Origin of the sequence: Rahnella sp. AA, from assembly GCF_002834385.1 — a bacterium.
Lineage (GTDB): Bacteria > Pseudomonadota > Gammaproteobacteria > Enterobacterales > Enterobacteriaceae > Rahnella.
Map to the genome: position 1 here is coordinate 141,854 of NZ_PITQ01000011.1, position 16,968 is coordinate 158,821.

Here is a 16,968-nt window from a genome sequence, read left to right on the forward strand (position 1 = left end):
ACCGCTTATTTCGGCCACAAATGTTCAATGATCAGTTGAACACTGCGATTTCCACGAAATTCATTGATATCCAGGCGGTATGCCAGCTGCACTTCACGAATACTGCTGTCCGGCCAGAATGTGGGATCGATATTAAACGCAATACCATCAAGCAGAGGACCGCCGCCAACGGGTTCGATCATCAGCTTGAGATGGCGTTCTTTCAGCAGCTTTTGTTGCAGAATGCGGAAAGTGCCGTCAAACGTCGGCTCCGGGAACGCCTGCCCCCACGGGCCGCCATCACGTAACATTTCGGCGGTATCAATCGTCAGTTCATGCGCAGAAAGTTCACCGTCCGACCAGATCACACCTTCGAGATGCGATGGATCCAACCATTCGCCAACCAGTTCCGCAAAACGATCGCGAAATTCGTCGAATTTACCCTCTTCGAGTGATAAACCTGCCGCCATTGCATGGCCGCCAAACTTCATCATCAGGCCAGGATTGAGCGTATCCAGGCGCTCCAGCGCATCGCGCATATGTAAACCTGCAATCGAGCGGCCGGAACCTTTGAGAATACCGTCGCCTGCCGGTGCGAACGCAATAACCGGGCGATTAAAACGCTCTTTCAGGCGCGAAGCCAGAATACCGACCACACCCTGATGCCATTCAGGATGGTACATCGCAAGCCCGAGCGGCAAAGCCTCCGCGCTGTGCTCCAGTTTGTCGCAGAGCGTCAATGCTTCGGCCTGCATACCCTGTTCAATCTCACGACGGGTCTGGTTCAGCGCATCCAAATCGCTGGCTAAGGCACGCGCCTGCCCGATATCGTCGCTCAGCAACAGCGCCACACCAACAGACATGTCGTCAAGCCGGCCTGCCGCGTTAAGCCGTGGCCCCAGCGCGAAACCTAAATCACTGGCGCACAGAGTACGGGCTTCACGGCCAGAGACCTCCAACAGCGCACGGATACCGGCACGGCATTTTCCCGCCCGAATACGGTTCAGCCCCTGATACACCATGATGCGGTTGTTAGCATCGAGCGGTACAACGTCCGCCACCGTCCCCAGTGCCACCAGATCCAGATGTTCCGCAAGATTAGGGATCGCCAGACCGTTTTTTTCAAACCAGCCGCTATCGCGTAGCGCACTGCGCAGTGCCAGCATCAGGTAAAACGCAACGCCAACGCCTGCCAGAGATTTGGACGGAAACTCACAGCCGTGCAAATTCGGATTAATAATCGCTTCAGCTTCCGGCAGAGTGTCGCCCGGCAAGTGGTGGTCAGTCACCAACACCTGGATACCCTTCTCATGCGCCAGCAAAACGCCGGCATGTGAAGAGATCCCGTTGTCGACGGTCAGGATCAGTTCCGCGCCACGGGATGCCGCCTGTTCCACCACTTCCGGACTGAGGCCATAACCGTCTTCAAAACGGTTCGGCACCAGATAATCCAGATTTCCGCAGCCCATACTGCGCAAAGAAAGCAGCGTGAGTGCCGTGCTGGTTGCGCCGTCTGCATCAAAATCACCGACGATGATAATGCGCAGGCGTTCAGCCAGCGCTTTTTGCAACAATGCTACTGCGGTATCAATGCCATCAAGCTGCTGATACGGCAACATTCCACGCACGCTGCGTTCGAGCTCTTCGCTTTGGGTGATACCACGAGCCAGGTATAACCGGCGCAATAATGGCGAAAGTTCGGCGGGAAGTTCCACGCCAGTCGCCGCTGTACGGCGGCGAAGTTGAGTCTGCAAGGTCACGAAAAATCAACCACCGGTTTTATGTGAAGGATCCTGCTGGTCGAGCATAGCGGCCATTTCTTTTGGCGGCTGATAGCCAGGAATCAAAGTACCGTCTTCCAGCACGATGGCCGGAGTGCCTGTCACACCGAACTGAACGCCCAGTTCGAAATGTTTCGCAATATCACTGGTTTTGCAGCTGGCGGGCGTAATGTCATCACCACGCATGGCAGCATCAAAATTGGTTTTACGGTTACCCGTACACCAGATCGACTGCATGTCTTTCTCGGTTTTAGAGTTCAGCCCCTGGCGAGGGAACGCCAGATAACGCACGGTAATGCCGAGATCGTTATAGTCCTGCATTTGCTGGTGCAGCTTGTGGCAATAGCCGCAGGTGATATCCGTGAACACGGTGATGACGTGTTTTTCGTTTTTGGCTTTGTAGATGATCATTTCGCTTTGCAGCGCGTCCATCTTTTTCACCAGCGTCTTGTTCGTCACATTAACCGGATGCGGGCCGCTGACGTCATACATCGGGCCTTGCAAAATATGCTTGCCATCATCGGTGATATAAATCACTCCTCTGTCGGTCGAAACCGCACTCAGGCCTGTGACCGGCGTCGGCTGAACCTCGGCATGGCTCATGCCCAGTTTAGTCAGCGCGGCGTTGATTGCTGCTTCATCAGCGTGGGCTGCGGAACTCATACACGCAGCCAAAAATGTCAGCAGCATTAGACCTTTTTTCATCATGTCGTCCTTTTTCTCCGGCATATCATGCGCGGGGATGATGTTGTTGATGTAGCTGTTTGAGTCGTTCAGTCGCTACATGGGTATAAATTTGAGTCGTTGATAAGTCACTGTGGCCTAACAACATTTGTACGACGCGCAGGTCAGCACCGTGGTTCAACAGGTGGGTTGCAAAAGCGTGACGCAAAACATGGGGAGACAAACGCTCCGCATCAATGCCGGCAAGGATCGCATAGTGTTTGATTCGATGCCAGAAGGTCTGGCGCGTCATTTGCTGCGCGCGGCTACTGGGAAACACGACATCCAGCGATTGCCCGTTCAACAGCCACGGCCTGCCGTGTTCAAAATAATTCTCTATCCAGTAGACGGCTTCTTCGCCCATCGGCACCAGTCGTTCTTTATTACCTTTACCAATAACCCGCACCACACCCTGGCGCAGGCTGAGATCACTCAGCGTCAGCCCGACCAGTTCGGAAACACGCAACCCCGTGGCATAAAGCAACTCCAGCATAGCTTTATCACGCAACTCGAGAGGGACATCGACACTGGGAGAAGCCAGCAACGCATCAACCTGCGCTTCGCTGAGATCTTTGGGTAAACGCTGCGGTAATTTTGGCGAAGACAACAGTGCGGTCGGGTCATCCTGACGCATCGACTCGCGGTTCATATACTGGAACAAACGGCGCATCGCACTCAGCAAACGAGCGGAACTGGTGGCTTTATAGCCGCCTTCAACGCGTTCAGCCAGAAATGATTGCAGGTCTTCCACGCTGACATGCAGCAGATTGGTATTGTGGTGATGTAACCAGCCCAGTAAGGATTTCAAATCCTGACGGTACGAGGACAGCGTGTTTTCTGCAAGACTGCGCTCGATCCAGAGCATATCCAGAAACTGTTCAGTTATGCCCTGATCGGCCTGGTTAACCGCTTGCTGTGCCTGCTCAGGGGTGCTTTCCTGAGGGTTCACATTATCTTGTTTTGGCATCCCGACTCCTCTTACTCACGACGGCCATTATGCCTTTCATTCGCCCAAATCTGCTACACTGCCAGCCATTGGTATTCTAATAACGTTATGGCAGCAAGTATGAAAATTGGACTTTTCTACGGTTCCAGCACCTGCTACACCGAAATGGCTGCGGAGAAAATTCGCGATATTTTGGGCGAAGAGCTGGTTGATTTACACAATATAAAAGATGTTGATCCCGATAAGATGGAAGACTACAGCATTCTGATCCTCGGTATCCCGACATGGGATTTCGGCGAGATCCAGGAAGACTGGGAAGCCGTCTGGAATGAGCTGCCTACGCTAAAATTGCGCGGAAAAATTGTCGCCATGTACGGCATGGGCGATCAGCTCGGTTATAGCGAGTGGTTCCTCGACGCGCTCGGCATGCTTTATCATCAGTTAGTTCCAATGGGCGTTCACTTCATCGGTTTCTGGCCCACGGAAGGTTTCGAATTCACCAGCCCGAAACCGCTCAGCGCCGACGGAAAACATTTTGTCGGCCTCGCGCTCGACGACGTAAACCAGTTTGATCTCACCGAAGAGCGCCTGCAAAAGTGGTGCGAACAGATCCTGCTGGAAATGGATGCATTGCTCTGACATAACTGGCACCGTCTGCGAAGCATCAGTATCTCAGCCCGGTTCCGCCGGGCTGCGCGGAGCACCATTAAGCAGTATTTGCCGCAAACGCCGCCACTCTTCCTGACTCATGCAATCCGAAGCCAGCCACAACCGCTGCCTTGAACTGCGCATTGCCTGCGCCAGCCCGCCTTTACGTTTTTCACGCCGCAGCGAGAGCAGCACGCCGCTGCTTATCATCCATACTGGCTGCTTAATCTGCCATTCATGGCCACGCCACAACAGGCGGTTATCCTCGAGCAGGATAATCTCGCCGGTACGCGCAGTGATACGCCGCTGGCTGCGGATGCATTCAAACAGCACCAGCAACAGCAGTGTCATCCATATCGGCCAGTAGCCCGCAGGCCAGGGTGCCAGCAAAATCAGCAACATTATTCCACCGTAACATCCCAATGAAATAAGCTGACTACGCCAGGACACCCTGAGATCACATCGCCACAGGGCCACGGGATTTGTTTCGTGTCTGGATGAGCGCGACCATGCGTTGCAATTCGGTGTCTTTCGGCTCGCCGTGATTCATCAGCCAGTTAAAAAGATCAGGATCATCACAGGTCAGCAGGCGGACAAACACCTCTTTATCAGCATCGCTCAGCGAATCATATTCATGCTCAAAAAACGGCATGATGGAAATATCCAGTTCACGCATTCCACGACGACAAGCCCAGTGGACGCGGGATCTATTATTAATATCCAGTTGGTTTTTGCTTTCCATAACAAGACTCTTTTTGTTGGGATACAGAATGTGAATTTTCTATTTCTCCCCTGATTCTACCAGCGGTGCGGCAAGCGAAGTAACTTTTCAGTGCCCTGTTTTGTCAATCTACGTGATATCACGGAAAATCAGATGTAAACGTGTCATCTGCTTTACATTCTCTGGAAGGCATCCCGTAAAAGGCACCAATAACTGTTTTCAAAGCCAGTGGGCTCTTTTACCATGAGGTATCAGTCACATTTCACAGACCGGGATTAGAAAATGGCTAACGAATTCCCCTTTCCACCGCAAAAACCTTCGGCATCTTCTCATCTGCCGCTGACCCTGATTTCACTGGAAGACTGGGCTTTGGTGACCATGACCGGAGCCGACACGGTGAAATACCTGCAAGGTCAGGTGACGGCAGACATCGATGCCCTGCCGGTCGATCACCACATTCTTTGCGCCCACTGTGACGCCAAAGGGAAAATGTGGAGCAACCTGCGTCTGTTCACGCGCGGCGATGGCATGGCCTATATTGAGCGCCGCAATCTGCGTGATACTCAGTTGGCCGAAATAAAGAAATACGCGGTATTTTCGAAAATTACGTTCACTGCCGACGATGACGTTGTGCTACTCGGCGTGGCCGGTTTTCAGGCCAGCGCTGCGCTGACCGGGTTATTCTCAACCCTGCCGACCGCGCAACAACCTGTCGTACAGCAGGATGAAACGACCCTGTTACATTTCTGCCTGCCGGCAGAACGCTACCTGATCGTGACCAGCCCGGAAAAAGCCCGTCAGGTGGTTGAAGAACTGGGTGAACAGGCGCAGCGCAACGACAGTCAGCAGTGGCTGGCGCTGGATATTGAAGCCGGTTTCCCGGTTATTGATACCGCCAACACCGCACAATTTATTCCGCAAGCCACCAATATTCAGGCGCTGGACGGCATCAGTTTCACCAAAGGTTGCTATGCCGGTCAGGAGATGGTCGCACGTGCGAAATACCGCGGCGCGAACAAGCGCGCGCTGTACTGGTTATCCGGTAAAGCCTCGAAAGTACCGGTTCCCGCTGACGATCTCGAACTGCAACTCGGCGAAAACTGGCGTCGTACGGGCACCGTGCTGGCCGCGGTTCAGCTCAGTGATGGCACTGTCTGGGTTCAGGCCGTTCTTAATAACGATCTGGAAGCCGATGCCAGCCTGCGCGTACGCGACGATACGACCAGCCTTTTAAATATCCAGCCGCTGCCGTATTCGCTGGAAGAGACAAAGTAATCTGAAAGCTCTCTGCCGCCCTCTTCATGACCGCACGGTCAAAAGAAGGCGGCAAATCACACCGTGATATCCGGATTACGCGTGGTGATGTTTACCTTTCTGATTCAGCAAATCGACATACGCCTGATCCACCAGTTCCTGCCGGTCTATCCCCAGCCGTTCGAGCAGTTCCTCAGCCACCGCAATGCCCTGCTCCGGCGTTTCGTTTTCATCGAGCACCACTTCGAACTCCAGATAATCACCCAACCCTTTTACCCGATCGAGGTGCAGACGCGTCTGGCCAAGCATAAAGAGCGTTCGTTGTTTGATAACCCGGCCTGCCACGCCGTAAGCCAGTGTGAGTGTTTCGCGCAGACTGTCAGGATCGTGAGTTTCGGAAAGCGTATAGAAACTGGTTTTGGGGCCCGCCTGATCCGGACGCTGGTAGAAGATCAGTTCACCACGATCCGCCGACAATGTACGCAGTTTCAGGCGCCCATGAGGGCAGATAAAAAAGGTATCGTCCTGCTCAATAATGTCCGGTAATCCATCGGATATCAGCGCAACCTTTTCGTACAGCGCTGAAAAATCATCAACCCTTGCTTTAATCTCAATATTTCTGGCCATCACTTACTCCCTTAAAAGTTGACTCTTTTTTACGTGTCTTTGATGAACATCCGTTGACCTTACCGTGACGGAATGCTCCGCGGCAAGGAGGTTTGATCTCGCTTACTAAATACGCAATCAGAGGCTGCAAAATCAGATCAAGGTGCTACCCTCAGGGGAGTTTTTGGAAAATTGAGGGAACGATGATGACAAAAATTGTAACGCTAACTCTGGCACCTTCACTCGACAGTGCCACGCTGACCCCTAAGATTTACCCCGAAGGGAAACTCCGCTGTACCGCACCGGTCTTTGAGCCGGGCGGGGGCGGAATTAACGTCGCCCGCGCCATTGTACATCTGGGCGGACAGGCCACGGCACTGTTCCCAATTGGCGGCCCGACTGGCGCACATCTGGAACAATTATTGCGTGATGAAGGGATCGTAACCGAAACGGTTGAGACCCAGGACTGGACGCGGCAAAACCTGCACGTCCATACCGAAAATACCGGTGAACAATACCGGTTTGTCATGCCCGGTGCTCGCCTGACGGAAGCTGAATTCGCCAGCCTGAGTAAAAAAATCGAAAATATCCCTGCCGGTTCAATACTGGTGATCAGCGGAAGCCTGCCGCCAGGGACGCATATCAACGCCTTAACTGATCTTATCCACAAAGCGCAGAACGCCGGTGTACGCTGCATTCTCGACAGTTCCGGCGACGCGCTGGCAGCAGGCCTGAAACTGGGCGGCCTGGCGCTGGTGAAACCGAACCTGAATGAGCTTTCGGCGCTGGTCGGTCGTCCGCTGGAAAACCCGGGCGACGTGCTGGCCGCGGCGCAGAAAATTATCCGCGAAGGCGGAGCCGAGCGCGTCGTGGTTTCACTCGGGCCGCAGGGTGCTCTGGCCGTTGATGCACAAGGTTCATTCCAGGTGGTTCCGCCGCCGGTGAAAAAAATGAGTACCGTTGGTGCAGGTGACAGCATGGTGGGCGCGATGACGCTCAAACTCGCCACCGGTGCTGATTTACCCGATATCGTGCGCTTCGGGGTTGCTGCAGGCAGCGCCGCGACGCTGAACATCGGCACAAGGTTATGTTCGGATAAAGATACTCAGCAGATTTATCAGTATTTATGCCAGCAAACACTGGCACATTAATGCCCTGAATGTACTCCGCGAGGTCTTCCGGCGTCGCGGAGCGCAAATTCTTTGTCACACCTTCACGTATTTCCTTTCATTAGCAGATAAACTCGCAGCATCGGGTGTTGCATGCACCTTTCACATCACGCCAGAAAAGGCCGGAGGCCAGAGTCCAGAATGATATGGATTATGCTTGCTGCAATTGTTGTGGTTTTTATTGTGGGTTATTGGTTTATGACGGCAGACACCCGTAAAGCGAACGCTTCTCTCGCCAGTCTGTTGAAAATTAAGCCGGTTTACATTGATTCAATGCTGCTGGAAATGGGCAAACGACAGAGCCAGATGTTTATCCGCTCAATCAGCGGTGGCTATGCTGAAGAGATCCGCAAAGCGGCCTACGTTGTTTTTATTTATCAGACATTTATTAAAGATCCTTCGGAAGAGAATATTGTCCGCTGGCGAAACATCCTGGTGCGAGCGCACCTGCCGCCACAGCTCAGCAGCGAGCACGCCGAACTGGCGCTGTTCTATTTTGCTGAACTCGACATTGAGCCTTTCGAACTGGCGCAGTTTCGTCGTGATTACAACGATACCTATAATCAGATCCACCTGGTCTGATGTTCAAAAGCGCTTCACCGATGGCCCTGACGGGGCCATTTTTTTTGCCTTTACGATAAAAAAGCAATCTCAGTCAGGAAAGCCTGCGACGTCCCGGGCACAGTAAGGGCCTTGAAGGAGAGGAAATGAATAACGACAAAGCTCATCTTTATCAGCGGCGTTTTCAGCAGGTGTTTGCTTATATCGAGGCGCATCTGGACAGCCCGATGACGGTGGAACAGTTAAGTGAAGTGGCCTGCTTTTCGCAGTTTCACTTTCACCGCCAGTTCAGCCAGTTTTGCGGCGTGAGCGTAAGCCGTTATATCACGCTGATGCGGCTGAAAAGAGCCTCATTCCGGCTGGTGCAAAACCCGCAGGAGAAGATCATTGAGATTGCGTTTGATGCCGGATTTGAAAACCCGGAGTCGTTTTCCCGCGCCTTCAGGAACACTTTTGGCCTGACCCCCAGCGAGTTTCGCAGAGCTCCGGTCTGGGTTGACTGGCATGTGCATTTTCAATTTCCCGGCAGGGAAAGTCAGCAGAGGATGGAAAATATGGATGTGAAAATTATTGAGGTTGCACCAGTGAACATTGCGGTGCTGGAGCATCGCGGTGATCCGATGACGGTTAACAATACTGTCGCAAGATTTATCGAATGGCGAAAAGCGTCGGGACTGTCGGATTACACCGTGCGCGGGACATACGGTATTCCCTACAACGATCCGCTGGTAACGCCGGGTGAAGATTTTCGCTTCGACGTTTGCGGGGAGTTAAACCCTGAATCAGGCGGGCGTGTGCCTGAAAATCCACAAGGCGTGGTGGCGAAAAGCCTGCCGGGCGGGCGTTGCGCCGTGGTCCGGCACGTCGGGGCGTATGACCGGATCAGCGACAGCGTGTATTACCTTTACCGTGAGTGGTTGCCGCAAAGCGGCGAGGAATTACGGGATTTCCCGGTCTATTTCCGCTATCTGCATCTTGATCAGGAATTGCCGGAACATGTGCAGCAAACCGATATTTTGCTGCCCTTGAAATAAGAGAAGGCATATTGAGCAGCGCTGCCACTGCTGATGCTGAACGGCAGCGCTGTGGGTTCCGGATTATCTGAACACGTTGTCCAGATAACTGGCCAGGATCTGGCGCGAGCTAAAACCGTGGCAGATGCCGTAATACGTTTCGCTGTCGCTCGATACATCCAGCGGGAAATTCTTATAAACACCGCTGCTGCGAAACGATGCAGTCGGTTCGGCAAAACGTTCGCTGCGCTCTTTCAGCGCAGGGTGTATCACCAGAGCAGTCCGGCCAAACCGCGCTTCCCGGTTTACATATACGTAGTGTTCGCCACGGCGATAACCGTACGCTTTATCATCAATATAATCGCGTTCAAATCCGGATGTTTCTAAAACGCGTGCCACTTCATCTGGCCGTAAATACATGGTTGCTCCTCGCTTCTTTAACCGCAAGGCGACCTTACCGCAATAACTCTGCCAGACAATGCCTAAATCCTGAGTTTTGGCGTATTTAGGATTTATCTAAACCCAAATACTCTGCTCCGGAAAAGGCTATTGAGCAGCCTTTTGCGTGCCGGTTTGCATCCATATTTTGAGTGTCAGCAGCCAGGCTACCACCACCATAAAGGCCGCCGCCAGATAAATAGAAGGCGTGCCGAGGTGGGAAATAATCAGACCGGCAACCGGCCCGGTGATCCCCAATCCAAGATCCAGAAACGCGGAGTACAACCCCAGCGCCGTGCCCTGATTCTGCGGCGGAACCTGTTTCACCGCCTCGACCCCCAGCGCCGGGAAAATCAGTGAGAAACCCGAACCGGTAAGGAACGCACCCACCTGGACAGACAGCGGATCGTGCCCCAGCCAGATCATCAGCAATCCCGCGATTTCAAAGACAAAAGACACCAGCGAGACCCGCAGACCACCAAAGCGGTTGATCATATTACCGAAGATGAGCCGTGCACCCACAAACCCGAGGCTGAATAATGTGAGGGTAAACGCCGCCCCGCCCCAGCCTTTGTCCGCGTAATACAGCGTGATAAAGGTCGCGATAACGCCGAACCCGATGGTACCAAAACCGAGCCCGAGGCCGTAAAGCCAGATACGGCCGACCACCGCTCTAAAGGCAATGCGTTTACCGGCAGTGACGGAAATCGCTGCTTTCAGGCAGGCAAGAACGGCGGCAATCGCGGCGGAAACGACAATCAGAACAGCCACGCCCATCAGGCCAAACGCATGATTGAGCATGACGCCGAGCGGTGCGCCCACCGCCATCGCACCGTAGGTCGCCACGCCGTTCCATGAAATCACGCGCGCGGTGTGTTTCGCGCCCACCGCGCCAATCCCCCACAGCGTGGTCCCGGTGCTGCCAAAGCTTTCGCCCACGCCGAGGAAAACGCGCGCCAGACACAGTAACAACAGGCTCGCCAGCGGCCAGTCGGTCAGGAAGTACGCCGCACCGTAGAAAACGCCGCTTATGCCGCAGCAAATCAGGCCAAATATCACCACCCTTTTCGGCCCCAGAAGGTCGGCATAGCGCCCGGCGTGCGGACGACTAATCAGGGTAGAAAAGTACTGAACGCTGATCACCAGGCCGGCCAGTACGGAGTTATATCCCAGCGTGTTATGCACAAACCCCGGCAATACTGCGAGCGGCAAACCGATAGTCAGATAAACAACGAAGGTAAACAGCATGAACGACAGAATGCGTTTATTGAGCAGTGCGTTAGAGCGAAGCGTGCTTAAAGACATGTGCGGATCCGAAAAATGAGATCACTAAGAATGGAATCAACAGTATAAACGGGTTTTACGGCCAAAACGGCCTAAAAATGTTATTGCCTGTAACGCGTATTTTGTTTTGCAGAGAAATCTGAACTGTGTCACGCCAGCCCCCGCCGAAGCTGACTTGTTACAACAGCATCATGGTCTGAAAAGCCCCACAGACACAGCCTTTTTCCCCGAAAGAACCATCTGGTACAACATTATGGTCTATGCTTAATTCTACAGTTCATGCAAGGAGAGACGGAATGTTTAAGAAAACAGAGAAAGCAGAAAAAACGATTGATCAGGACGTAACCTTACTGGCTGACACGCTGGATGAAGTGCTTCAGTCTGCCGGAAATAAATCCAAGGACGAACTGGATAAACTCCGCAGCAAAGCTGAAGGTGTGTTACGCGATGCCCGTTCACGTTTCAACGGTGAAACCCTGACGCAGCATGCCCGTGACGCCGCCGCGACGGCGAATGACTACGTTAAAGATAACCCATGGTATGGCGTGGGTGCGGGTGCCGCGATCGGTATTGTTATCGGTGTCCTGCTGGGACGTCGATAACGCAAGAGGCAATTTGTGGTGTTTCATTCCTGTGTCGGGATTATCTGAAACACCCGCGTGGCGCCCTCATCGCCGCGCGATTGCTAAAAAGATAACGGAGCCTTCGGGCTCCGTTTTCTATTTTGTGGAACCCGGTATTCCGGCTGAAGCCGAAACAATCCGCGCCAGCCGCTCCACCAGCTTTCCCGCCATTTCCTGCGAGCTGATATTGGTAAAACCCATCAGCAAACCGTTAGGCCGCAGCGTATCTTCACGTTCGCGGCGCTTCACCTGCCAGTCAGAAAGCGCCTGTACCGCCAGCCCCTGTTCCCGCGCATTTTTGGCAATCAGCGCATCGTCGAGTTGGTGGCCAAGCGTGGTGCAAAGCTGGATCCCGCCTGCCTGCTGGTTAACCTGTAAAACATCCGGCGAAAACGCCGCCGTCAGCGCCTGTTCCAGATAGCCACGCCGTTCGGCGTAAAGCTGGCGCATCCGTTTCAGATGCCGGTAAAAATGCCCCTGATCGATAAACTCGGTGATGCTGGCCTGAATCAGCGGTGGTGTGCCGCAGATCCGCAGCGGGCAATAAGCTTCAATTTTTTCCACCAGGCTTTCCGGTACCACGACATAGCCGCAGCGCAGCGCCGGAAACATGACTTTGCTGAATGTCCCTGCATAAATCACGCGCCCCTGCGTATCGAGGCTTTTCAGCGACGGTAACGGCTGACCGTGATAGCGGAACTCGCTGTCGTAATCATCCTCAATTATCCACGCCTGTTGTTTTGCAGCCCAGTCCAGCAGCGCCATGCGCCGCGAGAGGCTCATCGTCACGCCGAGCGGGCTTTGATGGGCAGGCGTCACCACGGCAAAACGGGCGTGCGGATTGTGCGCCACGGCCTGCGGAACGTTCATGCCCTCGTCATCGACATTCACCGCAACCGGCGTGGCACCGGCTGCGCGGAAAAATGCCTGCGTGACCGGATAGCCGGGATCCTCCAGCCACACGCCGTCACCCGGTTGCAGCAGGCTGCCTATAATCAGATCCAGCACCGGCGCATAACCGCCGCAGATAAAAATTTGCTCGGGACGGCAGGCAAAGCCACGGGAAAGCTGAAGGTATCGCGCCACCGACGCACGCAGCGCGTCAATGCCGGTCAGAGGCGGATGGCCCAGATCGTTCATCGCGGTATGGCGGCCCTGACGCGCCACAATGCGCGACCAGATTGCACGCGGAAAAGCATCGAGCGCGGGCAGGCCAAGCTGGAAAGGTAACGACGAGACGGAAGGCAACATCGGGTTAACCGGTTTGCGCGGAGCGGATTTCGCAGCGGGCGACGGCGCAGGCGCGGATAAACTTTCCGGCGCGCTGACCACCGTTCCCGCCTGCCCGCGGCTTTGCAGAAACCCCTCCGCCGTCAGCAGACCGTAGGCGTTTTCGACGGTCGCACGCGCAACGCCCAGCTCACTGGCCAGCGCGCGCACGGAAGGCACGCGGCTGCCCCGCTTCAGTTGCCCTTCCATGATCGCCCGTTTCACGCGCTGATAAATCTGGCGGTAAAGCGGTTCTTTGTGTTGCGGATCGAGGGAAAAAACGAGGCTGAAGCGGCTCATCATGACCTGCTTAAAGAGAGTTTTTATGGCCCTGTAGTATAGACCATATGCCGCGTAAAGTAGCCGTCATTGAGATGCACCACGCATCCATTTATCCCCCTTTTTGACCACAGGAAATCACCATGAATACGCTTCGTTTGCCTTACTACTCCCTGTCTTCTTCCGTCATGGAGCCAATGAAAGCCGCGCTCGGCGCGCTGGAAAACGGCCCGCTGGATAACGTGATTATCGAGCTGGCGTTCCTGCGCGTTTCACAAATCAACGGCTGCGCATATTGCCTGGATATGCATTCCAAAGCGCTGCGTAAAATGGACGTGAATCAGACCAAACTGGATCAGCTGGCGGGATGGCAGGTGAGCCATGCGTATTCTGAACGCGAACGTGCCGCGCTGGCCTGGTCAGAATCGCTGACGCTGGTTGCTGCCACCGGCGCACCGGACAGCGTGTTTGAACCGCTGAAAGCACATTTCAGCGATGTGGAAATTTCAGAACTGACTTTTGCTATTGGCCTGATGAATGCGTTTAACCGTCTGGCTGTCGGTATGCGCCAGTAAGTTTCACACTTTGCACAGGGCGTTTTTTAAACAACCTGTTGCGCAAAAGACTGAACCAAAAAAGTTTCTCCCCGCCAGCCCGCTTCCTGCGGGCTTTGTCGTTTTTGAAATAAGCATTTTTAGAAAATCTACATATTGTGTGGTTGAAAATTATTATCACCACATCTAGTATTTGATGCATCGGGACGCCACGATGGCACCGAATCTCGCGCCTCTTCCTAGCTGAAGCAGTGGCACAGCGGGTGAGGCAAAAATTGTCTCTGATTTCTTACTAGATGGAAATACGAATCATGAGCATTATTATTTACAGTAAACCAGACTGTGTCCAGTGCAACGCGACGTACCGTGCATTAGATAAACAAGGCATCGCTTATGAAGTGGTCGATTTGACTCAGGATGAGCAGGCGCTCGGGCAGGTTCGTGCGATGGGTTATCAGCAGGTTCCGGTGATTGTGGCCGGTGACGACCACTGGTCTGGTTTCCGTCCGGACAAAATCTCCGCCCTGCGTCAGCTGCAAACCGCCTTCTGAGGCCTGACGGATGCATCCGTTAGTGTATTTCTCCAGTTCTTCGGAAAACACTCACCGTTTTGTCGGCAAGCTGGATTTGCCGGCAATTCGCATTCCGGTTGGCGGAGCAGGCGCAAAACTGCGTGTCGATGAACCCTATATTTTGCTGGTACCGAGCTACGGCGGCGGTTCGGCAAAAGGCGCGGTGCCCACGCAGGTGATCCGATTCCTCAATGACGAACATAACCGTTCGTTGATCCGCGGTGTTATCGCCGCTGGCAACACCAACTTCGGCGCAGCGTATTGCATTGCCGGCGACATTATTTCCCAGAAGTGTCAGGTCCCTTACCTGTACCGTTTTGAGTTGCTGGGAACGCCGGAAGACGTTGCAAAGGTTAAACAGGGAGTAACAGAATTTTGGCAGCGACAGAACTAGCAATCACCGACCCCGGCACCCGCAGCCCGGACTATCACGCGCTTAACGCGATGCTGAATCTGTTCGACGCTAACGGCAAGATCCAGTTTGATAAAGACCGCCTGGCCGCGCGCCATTACTTCCTGCAGCACGTCAATCAGAACACGGTTTTCTTCCACAATCTGGCGGAGAAACTGCGTTATCTGGTGGAAGAAGGCTATTACGAAGCCGACGTGCTGAACCTTTACGAATTCGAAGATATCAAGCGTCTGTTCAAACGGGCTTACGCCCATAAATTCCGCTTCCAGACCTTTCTGGGCGCATTCAAGTATTACACCAGCTACACGCTGAAAACTTTCGACGGCAAGCGCTATCTCGAGCGTTACGAAGACCGCGTGTGTATGGTGGCGATGACGCTGGCGCGCGGGGATATTCAGCTCGCCGGGCAGTTTGTCGATGAAATTATTTCTGGCCGCTTCCAGCCTGCCACGCCAACTTTCCTGAACTGCGGCAAGAAACAGCGCGGCGAACTGGTGTCGTGTTTCCTGTTGCGCATCGAAGACAACATGGAATCTATTGGCCGTTCGGTGAACTCGGCGCTGCAATTGTCAAAACGCGGTGGCGGCGTGGCGTTTATGCTGACCAATATCCGCGAAGTCGGTGCGCCTATTAAGCGCATCGAAAATCAGTCTTCCGGCGTGATCCCCATCATGAAAATGCTGGAAGATGCGTTCTCTTATGCCAATCAGCTCGGCGCGCGTCAGGGCGCAGGCGCGGTTTATCTGAACGCGCATCACCCGGACATTCTGCGGTTCCTCGATACCAAACGTGAAAACGCCGACGAAAAAATCCGTATCAAAACGCTGTCTCTTGGCGTGGTCATTCCGGATATCACGTTCGAGCTGGCGAAAAACAACGAAGATATGTACCTGTTCTCGCCGTATCACGTCGAGAAAGTTTACGGCGTGCCGATGTCCGAAATCAGCATCACCGAGAAATACCGCGAGATGGTGAATGACAAACGCATTCACAAAAGCAAAATCAACGCGCGCGAATTCTTCCAGGTGCTGGCGGAAATTCAGTTTGAATCCGGCTATCCGTACATGATGTTTGAGGACACGGTAAACCGCGCCAATCCGATCAAAGGTCGCATCAATATGAGCAACCTGTGTTCGGAGATTTTGCAGGTGAATTCGCCGACGGTGTACGGCGAAGACCTGTCTTATCAGGATATTGGCAAAGACATTTCCTGTAACCTCGGCTCACTGAATATCGCCTCGGCGATGGATTCGCCGGACTTCGGGAATACGGTGGAAATGGCGGTTCGCGCACTGACGGCGGTATCGGATATGAGCAATATCCGCTCGGTACCGTCTATCGATCAGGGAAATCAGGATTCCCACGCCATCGGCCTCGGGCAGATGAACCTGCACGGTTATCTGTGCCGCGAGCGGATTTATTACGGCTCGGAAGAAGGGCTGGATTTCACTAATATCTATTTCTGCACCGTCGCTTTCCATGCGATCCGCGCCTCGAACCAGATTGCCATCGAACGCCAGCAATCTTTCAAAGGCTTTGCCGATTCGACCTACGCCAGCGGCGCCTATTTTGATAAATACGTCGATGACACGGTGGCCACGAAATGGCAGCCGAAAACTGCGCGCGTTCGTGAACTGTTTGCAGACAGCGGCATTCACATTCCGACGCTTGCAGACTGGGCGCAGCTGAAAGCCTCGGTGATGCAGCACGGCTTATATAACCAGAACTTACAGGCGGTGCCGCCGACCGGTTCGATTTCTTACATCAATAATTCGACGTCGAGTATTCACCCGATCGTGTCCCGCGTGGAGATCCGCAAGGAGGGCAAGATTGGCCGTGTGTATTATCCGGCGGCGTTTATGACCAACGATAATCTGGATTACTACCAGGATGCGTACGAAATCGGCCCGGAAAAAATTATTGATACCTACGCCGAAGCCACGCAGCACGTCGATCAGGGGCTGTCGCTGACGCTGTTCTTCCGCGATACCGCCACCACGCGCGACATCAACAAAGCGCAGATCTACGCCTGGCGTAAAGGCATCAAAACCATTTATTACATCCGCCTGCGCCAGATGGCGCTGGAAGGCACCGAAGTTCAGGGCTGCGTTTCCTGCACGCTGTAACCGATTGAAA

Annotated in this window: 19 protein-coding genes; 10 read left to right on the plus strand and 9 right to left on the minus strand. The window is 53.8% G+C overall.

The features are described 5' to 3' along the window. Positions 1-5 precede the first annotated feature (5 nt). Genes recJ through xerD form a run of 3 tightly spaced genes read right to left on the minus strand, consistent with a single transcriptional unit; the run spans position 6 to position 3,450 of the window. Positions 6-1,739 carry a single-stranded-DNA-specific exonuclease RecJ gene (gene recJ, locus CWS43_RS22275; protein ID WP_101079310.1) on the minus strand — a complete coding sequence of 578 codons (1,734 nt, stop codon included), beginning with the start codon at positions 1,737-1,739 and terminating at the stop codon, positions 6-8. 6 nt (positions 1,740-1,745) lie between these two features. Continuing rightward, complete coding sequence (gene dsbC / locus CWS43_RS22280; RefSeq protein ID WP_101079311.1) at positions 1,746-2,465, minus strand: bifunctional protein-disulfide isomerase/oxidoreductase DsbC; 720 nt, start codon at positions 2,463-2,465, stop codon at positions 1,746-1,748. Positions 2,466-2,490: 25 nt separating this feature from the next. Continuing rightward, a complete protein-coding gene (gene xerD / locus CWS43_RS22285) occupies positions 2,491-3,450 on the minus strand; it encodes a site-specific tyrosine recombinase XerD (protein ID WP_101079312.1) in 960 nt (319 codons plus the stop codon). 99 nt (positions 3,451-3,549) lie between these two features. Between xerD and fldB the strand changes: the two genes are divergently transcribed. Then, positions 3,550-4,068, plus strand: coding sequence for a flavodoxin FldB (gene fldB / locus CWS43_RS22290; RefSeq protein ID WP_101079313.1), 519 nt, complete (start codon positions 3,550-3,552; stop codon positions 4,066-4,068). 33 nt (positions 4,069-4,101) lie between these two features. Here fldB and CWS43_RS22295 read toward each other — a convergent pair whose 3' ends face one another. Beyond that, complete coding sequence (locus CWS43_RS22295) at positions 4,102-4,554, minus strand: protein YgfX (RefSeq protein ID WP_101079314.1); 453 nt, start codon at positions 4,552-4,554, stop codon at positions 4,102-4,104. Further along, entirely contained in the window at positions 4,535-4,801 is a 267-nt protein-coding gene (gene sdhE, locus CWS43_RS22300; RefSeq protein ID WP_101079357.1) for an FAD assembly factor SdhE, read from the minus strand. The genes CWS43_RS22295 and sdhE overlap by 20 nt, the downstream gene beginning before the upstream one ends. Before the next feature lie 279 nt (positions 4,802-5,080). Between sdhE and ygfZ the strand changes: the two genes are divergently transcribed. After that, positions 5,081-6,073 carry a tRNA-modifying protein YgfZ gene (gene ygfZ, locus CWS43_RS22305; protein ID WP_101079315.1) on the plus strand — a complete coding sequence of 331 codons (993 nt, stop codon included), beginning with the start codon at positions 5,081-5,083 and terminating at the stop codon, positions 6,071-6,073. A gap of 75 nt (positions 6,074-6,148) precedes the next feature. On the opposite strand, the gene CWS43_RS22310 is transcribed toward ygfZ, so the two are convergent. Further along, positions 6,149-6,679: a class IV adenylate cyclase gene (locus CWS43_RS22310; RefSeq protein WP_101079316.1), complete on the minus strand. Its 531-nt coding sequence runs from the start codon at positions 6,677-6,679 to the stop codon at positions 6,149-6,151. Positions 6,680-6,864: 185 nt separating this feature from the next. Between CWS43_RS22310 and pfkB the strand changes: the two genes are divergently transcribed. The 3 genes from pfkB (at position 6,865) to CWS43_RS22325 (ending at position 9,422) form a co-directional block, all read left to right on the plus strand. Next, complete coding sequence (gene pfkB, locus CWS43_RS22315) at positions 6,865-7,809, plus strand: 6-phosphofructokinase II (protein ID WP_101079317.1); 945 nt, start codon at positions 6,865-6,867, stop codon at positions 7,807-7,809. Between the two features lie 159 nt (positions 7,810-7,968). Next, complete coding sequence (locus tag CWS43_RS22320) at positions 7,969-8,409, plus strand: DUF1198 domain-containing protein (protein WP_101079318.1); 441 nt, start codon at positions 7,969-7,971, stop codon at positions 8,407-8,409. A gap of 125 nt (positions 8,410-8,534) precedes the next feature. Next, positions 8,535-9,422, plus strand: coding sequence for a GyrI-like domain-containing protein (locus CWS43_RS22325; protein ID WP_101079319.1), 888 nt, complete (start codon positions 8,535-8,537; stop codon positions 9,420-9,422). A gap of 63 nt (positions 9,423-9,485) precedes the next feature. Here CWS43_RS22325 and CWS43_RS22330 read toward each other — a convergent pair whose 3' ends face one another. Together CWS43_RS22330 and CWS43_RS22335 are read right to left on the minus strand one after the other, a co-directional pair. Beyond that, positions 9,486-9,821, minus strand: a complete 336-nt coding sequence (locus CWS43_RS22330; RefSeq protein ID WP_101079320.1) for a DUF2002 family protein — start codon at positions 9,819-9,821, stop codon at positions 9,486-9,488. Positions 9,822-9,947: 126 nt separating this feature from the next. Then, positions 9,948-11,144 (minus strand): MFS transporter, encoded by a 1,197-nt coding sequence (locus CWS43_RS22335; RefSeq protein ID WP_101079321.1) that lies wholly within the window; start codon positions 11,142-11,144, stop codon positions 9,948-9,950. A gap of 275 nt (positions 11,145-11,419) precedes the next feature. Here CWS43_RS22335 and CWS43_RS22340 point away from each other — a divergent pair, with 275 nt between their 5' ends. After that, the gene (locus tag CWS43_RS22340; protein WP_101079322.1) at positions 11,420-11,725 is read left to right on the plus strand and encodes a YqjD family protein; all 306 of its coding nucleotides are present in this window, start codon (positions 11,420-11,422) and stop codon (positions 11,723-11,725) included. 117 nt (positions 11,726-11,842) lie between these two features. Here the strand turns inward: CWS43_RS22340 and CWS43_RS22345 are convergent, their stop codons facing one another. Next, positions 11,843-13,318 (minus strand): PLP-dependent aminotransferase family protein, encoded by a 1,476-nt coding sequence (locus tag CWS43_RS22345; protein ID WP_198555900.1) that lies wholly within the window; start codon positions 13,316-13,318, stop codon positions 11,843-11,845. A 119-nt stretch (positions 13,319-13,437) separates the two neighbouring features. Here CWS43_RS22345 and CWS43_RS22350 point away from each other — a divergent pair, with 119 nt between their 5' ends. The 4 genes from CWS43_RS22350 (at position 13,438) to nrdE (ending at position 16,958) form a co-directional block, all read left to right on the plus strand. Next, positions 13,438-13,869 (plus strand): carboxymuconolactone decarboxylase family protein, encoded by a 432-nt coding sequence (locus CWS43_RS22350; protein WP_101079324.1) that lies wholly within the window; start codon positions 13,438-13,440, stop codon positions 13,867-13,869. Between the two features lie 290 nt (positions 13,870-14,159). Next, complete coding sequence (nrdH, locus tag CWS43_RS22355; RefSeq protein WP_101079325.1) at positions 14,160-14,399, plus strand: glutaredoxin-like protein NrdH; 240 nt, start codon at positions 14,160-14,162, stop codon at positions 14,397-14,399. Positions 14,400-14,409: 10 nt separating this feature from the next. Next, a complete protein-coding gene (gene nrdI / locus CWS43_RS22360; protein WP_101079326.1) occupies positions 14,410-14,814 on the plus strand; it encodes a class Ib ribonucleoside-diphosphate reductase assembly flavoprotein NrdI in 405 nt (134 codons plus the stop codon). Beyond that, on the plus strand, positions 14,796-16,958 hold the full coding sequence (gene nrdE / locus CWS43_RS22365) for a class 1b ribonucleoside-diphosphate reductase subunit alpha (RefSeq protein ID WP_101079327.1): 2,163 nt from the start codon (positions 14,796-14,798) through the stop codon (positions 16,956-16,958). Before nrdI ends, nrdE begins: the two co-directional genes overlap by 19 nt. The last annotated feature ends 10 nt before the right edge of the window (positions 16,959-16,968 follow it).

Coding starts and splice junctions, on each gene's coding strand:
- dsbC (WP_101079311.1), bottom strand. CDS start 2,465: ATGAAAAAAGGTCTAATGCTGCTGACATTTTTGGCTGCGTGTATGAGT.
- xerD (WP_101079312.1), bottom strand. CDS start 3,450: ATGCCAAAACAAGATAATGTGAACCCTCAGGAAAGCACCCCTGAGCAG.
- fldB (WP_101079313.1), top strand. CDS start 3,550: ATGAAAATTGGACTTTTCTACGGTTCCAGCACCTGCTACACCGAAATG.
- ygfZ (WP_101079315.1), top strand. CDS start 5,081: ATGGCTAACGAATTCCCCTTTCCACCGCAAAAACCTTCGGCATCTTCT.
- CWS43_RS22310 (WP_101079316.1), bottom strand. CDS start 6,679: ATGGCCAGAAATATTGAGATTAAAGCAAGGGTTGATGATTTTTCAGCG.
- pfkB (WP_101079317.1), top strand. CDS start 6,865: ATGACAAAAATTGTAACGCTAACTCTGGCACCTTCACTCGACAGTGCC.
- CWS43_RS22320 (WP_101079318.1), top strand. CDS start 7,969: ATGATATGGATTATGCTTGCTGCAATTGTTGTGGTTTTTATTGTGGGT.
- CWS43_RS22325 (WP_101079319.1), top strand. CDS start 8,535: ATGAATAACGACAAAGCTCATCTTTATCAGCGGCGTTTTCAGCAGGTG.
- CWS43_RS22330 (WP_101079320.1), bottom strand. CDS start 9,821: ATGTATTTACGGCCAGATGAAGTGGCACGCGTTTTAGAAACATCCGGA.
- CWS43_RS22335 (WP_101079321.1), bottom strand. CDS start 11,144: ATGTCTTTAAGCACGCTTCGCTCTAACGCACTGCTCAATAAACGCATT.
- CWS43_RS22340 (WP_101079322.1), top strand. CDS start 11,420: ATGTTTAAGAAAACAGAGAAAGCAGAAAAAACGATTGATCAGGACGTA.
- CWS43_RS22345 (WP_198555900.1), bottom strand. CDS start 13,318: ATGATGAGCCGCTTCAGCCTCGTTTTTTCCCTCGATCCGCAACACAAA.
- CWS43_RS22350 (WP_101079324.1), top strand. CDS start 13,438: ATGAATACGCTTCGTTTGCCTTACTACTCCCTGTCTTCTTCCGTCATG.
- nrdH (WP_101079325.1), top strand. CDS start 14,160: ATGAGCATTATTATTTACAGTAAACCAGACTGTGTCCAGTGCAACGCG.
- nrdI (WP_101079326.1), top strand. CDS start 14,410: ATGCATCCGTTAGTGTATTTCTCCAGTTCTTCGGAAAACACTCACCGT.